This is a genomic window from Pseudovibrio flavus (assembly GCF_009711345.1).
GTDB classification, from domain to species: domain Bacteria; phylum Pseudomonadota; class Alphaproteobacteria; order Rhizobiales; family Stappiaceae; genus Pseudovibrio; species Pseudovibrio flavus.
On record NZ_SMMA01000045.1, the window covers coordinates 23886 to 30588 of the forward strand.

Here is a 6703-nt window from a genome sequence, read left to right on the forward strand (position 1 = left end):
ATGGATATGTATTGATTGCGATCTAGAAGAGCTTGCCAAAGAAAAGGGCGGCACCGTGGCCGCCCTAATTTCATTATGCTGGAACTGCTGGCTGCTTATCAGCAATCCACGCTTTGAAGTCATCCAGACCGCGGCGGGCCATAGCCTGTTTTTTGGCCTTGGTCTTTTCCTTGCCGCGTAGGCGTTTGCCTTCAGTAGAGGTTGGCATTGCCTCAAGTGGAGGCAACAGACCGAAGTTGATGTTCATCGGTTGGAAAGAGCGTGGCTTGCCACTCTCTTCATGCACAAGATGGCCTCCAGTGATGTGGTTGATCAAAGCACCGCATGCGCTGGTTGGTGGCGGACCTGCGTAATCACGACCAAGCAAATCGAACGCAGCAAACATGCCGGTCATACAGCCAATCGCGGTGGACTCCACATAGCCCTCACAGCCGGTGATCTGACCTGCAAAGCGAATGTAAGGTGCGGATTTGAGGCGCAGTGTCTCGTCCAGAACCTTTGGAGAGTTGAGGAAGGTATTGCGATGCAGACCGCCAAGGCGGGCAAAAACTGCGTTCTCAAGGCCCGGGATCATGCGGAAGATATCAGACTGTGCGCCGTACTTCAGCTTGGTCTGAAAACCAACCATGTTGTACAGCGTGCCCAGAGCATTGTCCTGACGAAGCTGAACAACAGCGTATGCCTTAACATCAGGGTTATGAGCGTTGGTAAGGCCCATCGGCTTCATTGGGCCGTGGCGCAGGGTTTCGCGGCCACGTTCAGCCATAACTTCAATTGGCAGGCAGCCATCAAAGTAAGGGGTGTCCTTTTCCCATTCTTTGAAGTCTGTCTTTTCGCCGCCGATCAAAGCGTCAATGAAGGCCTCGTACTGCTCTTTATCCATCGGGCAGTTGATGTAGTCTTTGCCTGTGCCGCCCGGTCCAACTTTGTCATAGCGGGACTGATACCAAGCAACATCCATGTTGATGGAATCTGTGTTGATGATCGGCGCAATCGCGTCAAAGAAGGCGAGGGAGTCTTCGCCGGTCTTCTTCAAAATGTCAGCGCTGAGAGCTTCGGAAGTGAGCGGACCAGTTGCCAGAATAACGGAACCCCATTCCTCGGAAGGAACGCTGGTAATTTCCTCGCGCACGATCTCGACATTTGGGTGCTCTTCAAGGGCCTTTTGTACAGCTTCGGAAAAACCGTCGCGGTCTACAGCCAATGCGCCGCCTGCAGGCACCTGATTGGCATCAGCGCAGCGCATAATCAAAGAACCCGCCGCGCGAAGCTCTGCGTGCAGCAAGCCAACAGCGTTGTTTTCAGCGTCATCCGAGCGGAAAGAGTTGGAGCATACCAGCTCTGCCAGACCATCGCCTTTGTGGGCATCGGTTTTACGTACCGGACGCATTTCGTGAAGAACGACCTTCAGGCCTCGTTCGGCAATTTGCCATGCAGCTTCTGAACCAGCCAGACCACCACCCACAACATGGATCGGTTTGTGTGTCATACTCTTTCCTACTGAATTGAGAATGGTGCTTTTCAAACCCCTGCGGTTATTTTTACGGCCGCAAACAGGGGAAGCACGCTTTGGAACACTCAATACCCTGAGAGCTTGCTCCTTTCAATAATATGGTCCATCAATTTTAAGGGCAGAATTTGATTCCCTTAGGGAATCTTTGGTTTTGAGGGGAATGAAAGCCGTGTTAGCGCGCAAAATCGGGGCAATCGGGTTGTTTGCAGTCGCACTCTCTGGATGTGTCAGCACACATACGGGCGATCCCATGAAATGGTACGCGCAAATGAACGGTGTTCCGCCAACCGCAAATGCTGCAATTATTTGTCATGGGTTTGGCTGCAAGTTCAAACAAACTGTTCCATTTGATCGCGCGGCAGATCAAAAGCTTAAACGTATTCTCGCTGGAGGCGGAAAGTCAGCAAAGGCTGAACGCGCAGCGATTAGCAGAGCGGTGGTGTGGCAAGAGCGGCGCATTGGAAAGATAGTTGGCTCGACCAACGATGTTGGTGGGCTCGATATGCATAATTCCGGCAAACGCGGCCAGATGGACTGCATTGATGAATCTGCAAACACCACGAGCCTTTTGCTGTATGCGCAAAGTAGAGGATTTTTGGAACACCACAACGTCGAGCGACCAACAGCACGTGGTTTTTTCCTTGATGGCCGTTACCCGCACGCATCTGCGGTAATTTCAGAAAAGAAGACCGGAAAAGCATACGTTGTCGATAGCTGGCGGCTACCCAATGCAAAACCGCCGGACATTATACTGGTGGAGCAATGGATGAAGATAACCGCAGCAGATCTGGAATAATTCAAGCGTTTTGGGAAACGTAAGGGCTGAATAGCAAACGCCCGCCATTTGGGAGGAATGGGCGGGCGTAGCTATCAGGAAACAGAGAACTGGGAGGAAATCTCTGTTTGATGCCTTAACGATGTGGGAGGAAATCATCGTCAGGCTAATTTCAAGAGCAATGGATCATGGGAGGAAATATCCAGAACTCTTAGAAGAGAGCGCCGCATTGGGAGGAGTGCGTCGCTCGTCTTGAAAGTGTTTATACAGAACCGATTTGTTTTGTGCACCACATCATTTCGCATGTCAGATATGCTTTTACTGCATGGCTATTGTATGCGCATGTGTGAAATCGGCAACAAAGTGGCGGGAATTAGGCGTTTAAAAAGAGCGGTTTAGAGGTGTTTGATGCTGTTATCTCTGTTTCTGCATAGCTCGTGAGCGCTTTTGATCGGTTTTTGGGCATAAATGCTCTGCCGAAAGTCGGAAATTGTGCAAGTGCAAAATCGAAGGCTGTGGTTCTGGATGACACAATTCAAAGCTGATTGAAGACACCGAAAAACAAAAAAGGTGCGCCGAAGCGCACCTGATTTTTTCCACATAGGGTATTGGGAGCCTATTCAGCAGCGCTGAGACTCTTTGAAGAGCCAGTTTTCTCGCGCCGTTCAAGAAGCTCTTTAAGGAATCGGCCTGTGTAGCTCTCTTGGACTTCTGTGATATCTTCAGGAGTGCCGGCTGCAACAATCTGGCCGCCGCCATCACCGCCTTCTGGGCCAAGGTCAAGAATCCAGTCGGCGGTTTTGATCACCTCAAGGTTATGCTCAATCACAAGAACAGTGTTTCCTTGCTCTACGAGCTCATGGAGAACCTCAAGCAGCTTGGCTACATCGTGGTAGTGAAGGCCGGTCGTTGGCTCATCCAGAATGTAAAGCGTACGACCGGTAGAGCGCTTGGATAGCTCTTTGGCAAGCTTCACGCGCTGTGCTTCACCCCCTGAAAGGGTGGTCGCTTGCTGGCCAACCTTAATGTACCCAAGCCCAACTCGAGCCAGCGTTTCCATCTTGTCACGAATAGATGGCACCGCCGAGAAGAACTCCGCTGCTTCCTCAACTGTCATATCCAGAACATCAGCAATGGATTTGCCTTTGAAGAGGACTTCCAAAGTCTCACGGTTATAGCGCTTTCCTTTGCACACATCACATGTCACGTAGACGTCCGGCAGAAAGTGCATTTCAATCTTGATAACACCATCACCCTGACAGGCTTCGCAGCGGCCGCCTTTCACGTTGAAAGAGAAACGGCCTGGCGCGTAACCACGCGCTTTCGCTTCCGGCATGCCCGCAAACCACTCACGGATAGGTGTAAACGCACCGGTGTACGTCGCAGGGTTGGAGCGAGGCGTACGGCCAATCGGGGACTGGTCGATATCAATCACCTTATCAAGATACTCCATACCCTCGATGCGATCATGCGGGGCAGGGTTATCTCTGGCGCCGTTCAAATGGCGAGCCACGGATTTGTAAACGGTGTCGATAAGGAATGTGGATTTACCACCACCGGAAACACCAGTTACACAAGTAAAGGTTCCAAGTGGGATCTGCGCATCTACATTACGAAGGTTGTTACCGCGGGCGCCAAAGACTTTCAGGAAGCGGCTTTTTGTTGGCTTGCGCCGTTCTGCAGGTAGCGGAATTTCCTTCTTGCCGCTCAAGTACTGGCCGGTAAGCGATGCTGGATTCGCCATAATTTCATCAGGCGTACCTTGAGCGATGATCTCACCGCCATGTACACCCGCACCTGGACCCACATCCAAGACATAGTCAGCGGTCAGTACTGCATCCTCATCATGCTCTACAACAACAACGGTGTTTCCAAGGTCGCGAAGGTGTTTGAGCGTACCAAGAAGGCGCTCGTTATCACGCTGATGCAGGCCGATGGACGGCTCATCCAGTACATAGAGAACGCCGGTCAAGCCAGAGCCGATCTGGGATGCAAGGCGAATACGCTGGCTCTCGCCGCCTGACAGTGTGCCAGACGAGCGGGACATGGAAAGGTATTCAAGACCAACGTCGTTAAGGAAGCGGAGACGTTCGCGGATTTCCTTAAGAATACGATATGCGATCTCGCTTTGCTTACCAGTCAGACGCTCTTCAAGGTCTTCAAACCAGACGAGCGCGTTGCGGATGGAAAGCGCGGTAATCTCACCGATATGCTTGCTGTCAATCTTAACTGCCAAAGCTTCTGGCTTTAGACGATAGCCGCTACATGCTTCACAGGCATGATCGGACTGGAAACGCGACAATTCTTCTCGCACCCACTGGGATTCGGTCTCACGCCAACGACGTTCAATATTACCGATTACACCTTCGAATGGCTTCTCGGTCTTGTAGGACCGCGTGCCATCATCATAGACGAACTTGATGGAAGTTTTTCCGGTGCCGTACATCAGCGCGCTTCGAAATTCTTCAGGCAATTCGCGCCAAGGTGTGGTCATGGACACTTCATAGTGCGCGGCCATCGCTTCGAGCGTTTGGTTGTAGTACGGAGAAGTCGCCCCGGTTTTTGCCCAAGGCAAAATAGCGCCTTTGCGCAGGCTCAATGACTGGTCCGGTACGACAAGATCTTCTTCAAACGCGAGGCGAGTACCTAGACCGTCGCAGGTCGGGCAGGCCCCAAACGGGTTATTAAAGGAAAATAGTCGCGGTTCGATTTCTGCAATCGTAAAGCCGGACACTGGGCAAGCAAATTTCTCGGAAAAGATAATCTGTTCCGCCTGCTCTTGGCCTTCCTTGATATCCGCAAACTCTACAGTTGCGAGGCCCTCTGCTAGTTGAAGCGCGGTTTCAAAAGAATCAGCAAGGCGGCCAGAAATGTCCGGACGCACGACAACGCGGTCAACGATAACATCAATGTCATGCTTGAACTTCTTGTCGAGCGCAGGGGCATCAGCGATCTCATAGAAGGTTCCGTCGATTTTTACACGCTGGAAGCCCTTCTTCATCAGCTCAGCAAGTTCCTTGCGGTACTCGCCCTTACGGCCGCGAACAATTGGAGCGAGAAGATAAAGGCGTGTACCTTCGGGCAAGTCCAGTACACGATCGACCATCTGGCTTACGGTTTGGCTTTCAATCGGCAGACCGGTTGCCGGAGAATAGGGCACCCCGACGCGAGCAAATAGAAGGCGCAGGTAGTCGTAGATTTCGGTTACCGTGCCAACCGTAGAGCGCGGGTTTTTGCTGGTCGTTTTCTGTTCAATGGAGATAGCAGGTGACAGACCATCGATTTGATCAACATCCGGCTTCTGCATCATCTCAAGGAACTGACGAGCGTAAGCACTCAGACTTTCAACATATCTGCGCTGGCCTTCAGCATAGATCGTATCAAAGGCAAGGGAAGACTTGCCGGAGCCGGAAAGCCCAGTGATAACTATGAGTTCATCGCGCGGAATATCCACGTCAACGTTCTTAAGGTTATGTTCGCGTGCTCCACGCACGGAAATAAACTTTTGATCGTGGGTAGTGGACAGGCGTGCCTTGTTGGCAGCGCTGGAAGTCTTCGCCATTACTGTTTCCCTGAGTATTCCCAGTCGGGCTACTAATTTGAGTGTTACGAGCTAGATAGGCAAATAGTGCACCAGCTCAACCTTCCGGCAGAAATTAGGAGTGGAACATATATGGAACATAAGGGAGGATGCAAGTAAAAACAGCGATGGAAAATTCTCAAATTTTGAGCCTAGAGTTTCCAAGGATGTATCAAGTTGATTTAAGGCTTGAGAACAAACTGCGAACGCGATACGAATAGGATTGCGAATTTCTAAGAAGACGGAAAGCTCGGCAACGGGACAGCTTGATCTAATGTGGACAAATACCAGCATTTGAGCGAGCCAATTTGCCCGCACGCACTGGACTGGATAGTTTGCAGTTTAGCAATTATGTATGTGGCTACCCTTTTTAAAAGTGGCCGAGCCTCTAGGAGAGTTAAATGGCGGGTAGCGTCAATAAAGTTATTTTGGTCGGCAACCTTGGTGCAGACCCGGAAGTGCGTCGCACGCAGGATGGCCGTCCGATTGTAAACCTGCGCATTGCGACCTCTGAAACATGGCGTGACCGCGGTACTGGTGAACGACGTGAGCGTACCGAATGGCACCGCGTTGTTGTATTCAGTGAAGGTCTTGCAAAAGTTGCAGAGCAGTATCTGCGTAAAGGCTCCAAGGTTTACATCGAAGGCCAGCTTCAGACTCGTAAATGGCAGGATCAGGGCGGTCAGGAACGTTATTCTACCGAGATCGTTTTGCAGGGCTTCAACTCTACGTTGACAATGCTTGATGGTCGCGGTGAAGGCGGTCAGGGCGGTGATTTCGGCGGCGGTAGTGGCGGAAACTACGGTGGTGGTCAGTCTGGCGGCGGCTTCGGCGG

General features: G+C 51.5%; 4 protein-coding genes. 2 read left to right on the forward strand and 2 right to left on the reverse strand.

Going from position 1 to position 6703, the window contains the following annotated elements; genetic code table 11:
* Window positions 1–73: 73 nt before the first annotated feature.
* Window positions 74–1489, reverse strand: coding sequence for a methylenetetrahydrofolate--tRNA-(uracil(54)-C(5))-methyltransferase (FADH(2)-oxidizing) TrmFO (gene trmFO, locus E1162_RS01320; protein ID WP_155125836.1), 1416 nt, complete (start codon window positions 1487–1489; stop codon window positions 74–76).
* Between the two features lie 274 nt (window positions 1490–1763).
* Between trmFO and E1162_RS01325 the strand changes: the two genes are divergently transcribed.
* A complete protein-coding gene (locus E1162_RS01325) occupies window positions 1764–2309 on the forward strand; it encodes a hypothetical protein (protein ID WP_257098558.1) in 546 nt (181 codons plus the stop codon).
* Window positions 2310–2904: 595 nt separating this feature from the next.
* Here E1162_RS01325 and uvrA read toward each other — a convergent pair.
* Entirely contained in the window at window positions 2905–5850 is a 2946-nt protein-coding gene (uvrA, locus tag E1162_RS01330; protein WP_155125838.1) for an excinuclease ABC subunit UvrA, read from the reverse strand.
* A 419-nt stretch (window positions 5851–6269) separates the two neighbouring features.
* Between uvrA and E1162_RS01335 the strand changes: the two genes are divergently transcribed.
* The coding region (locus E1162_RS01335) for a single-stranded DNA-binding protein (protein WP_155125877.1) at window positions 6270–6703 on the forward strand (434 nt) is incomplete at its 3' end.

Bases quoted from the DNA above. Each gene is read 5' to 3' on its own strand.
- trmFO (WP_155125836.1), bottom strand. From the start codon at position 1,489: ATGACACACAAACCGATCCATGTTGTGGGTGGTGGTCTGGCTGGTTCA.
- E1162_RS01325 (WP_257098558.1), top strand. From the start codon at position 1,764: ATGAAATGGTACGCGCAAATGAACGGTGTTCCGCCAACCGCAAATGCT.
- uvrA (WP_155125838.1), bottom strand. From the start codon at position 5,850: ATGGCGAAGACTTCCAGCGCTGCCAACAAGGCACGCCTGTCCACTACC.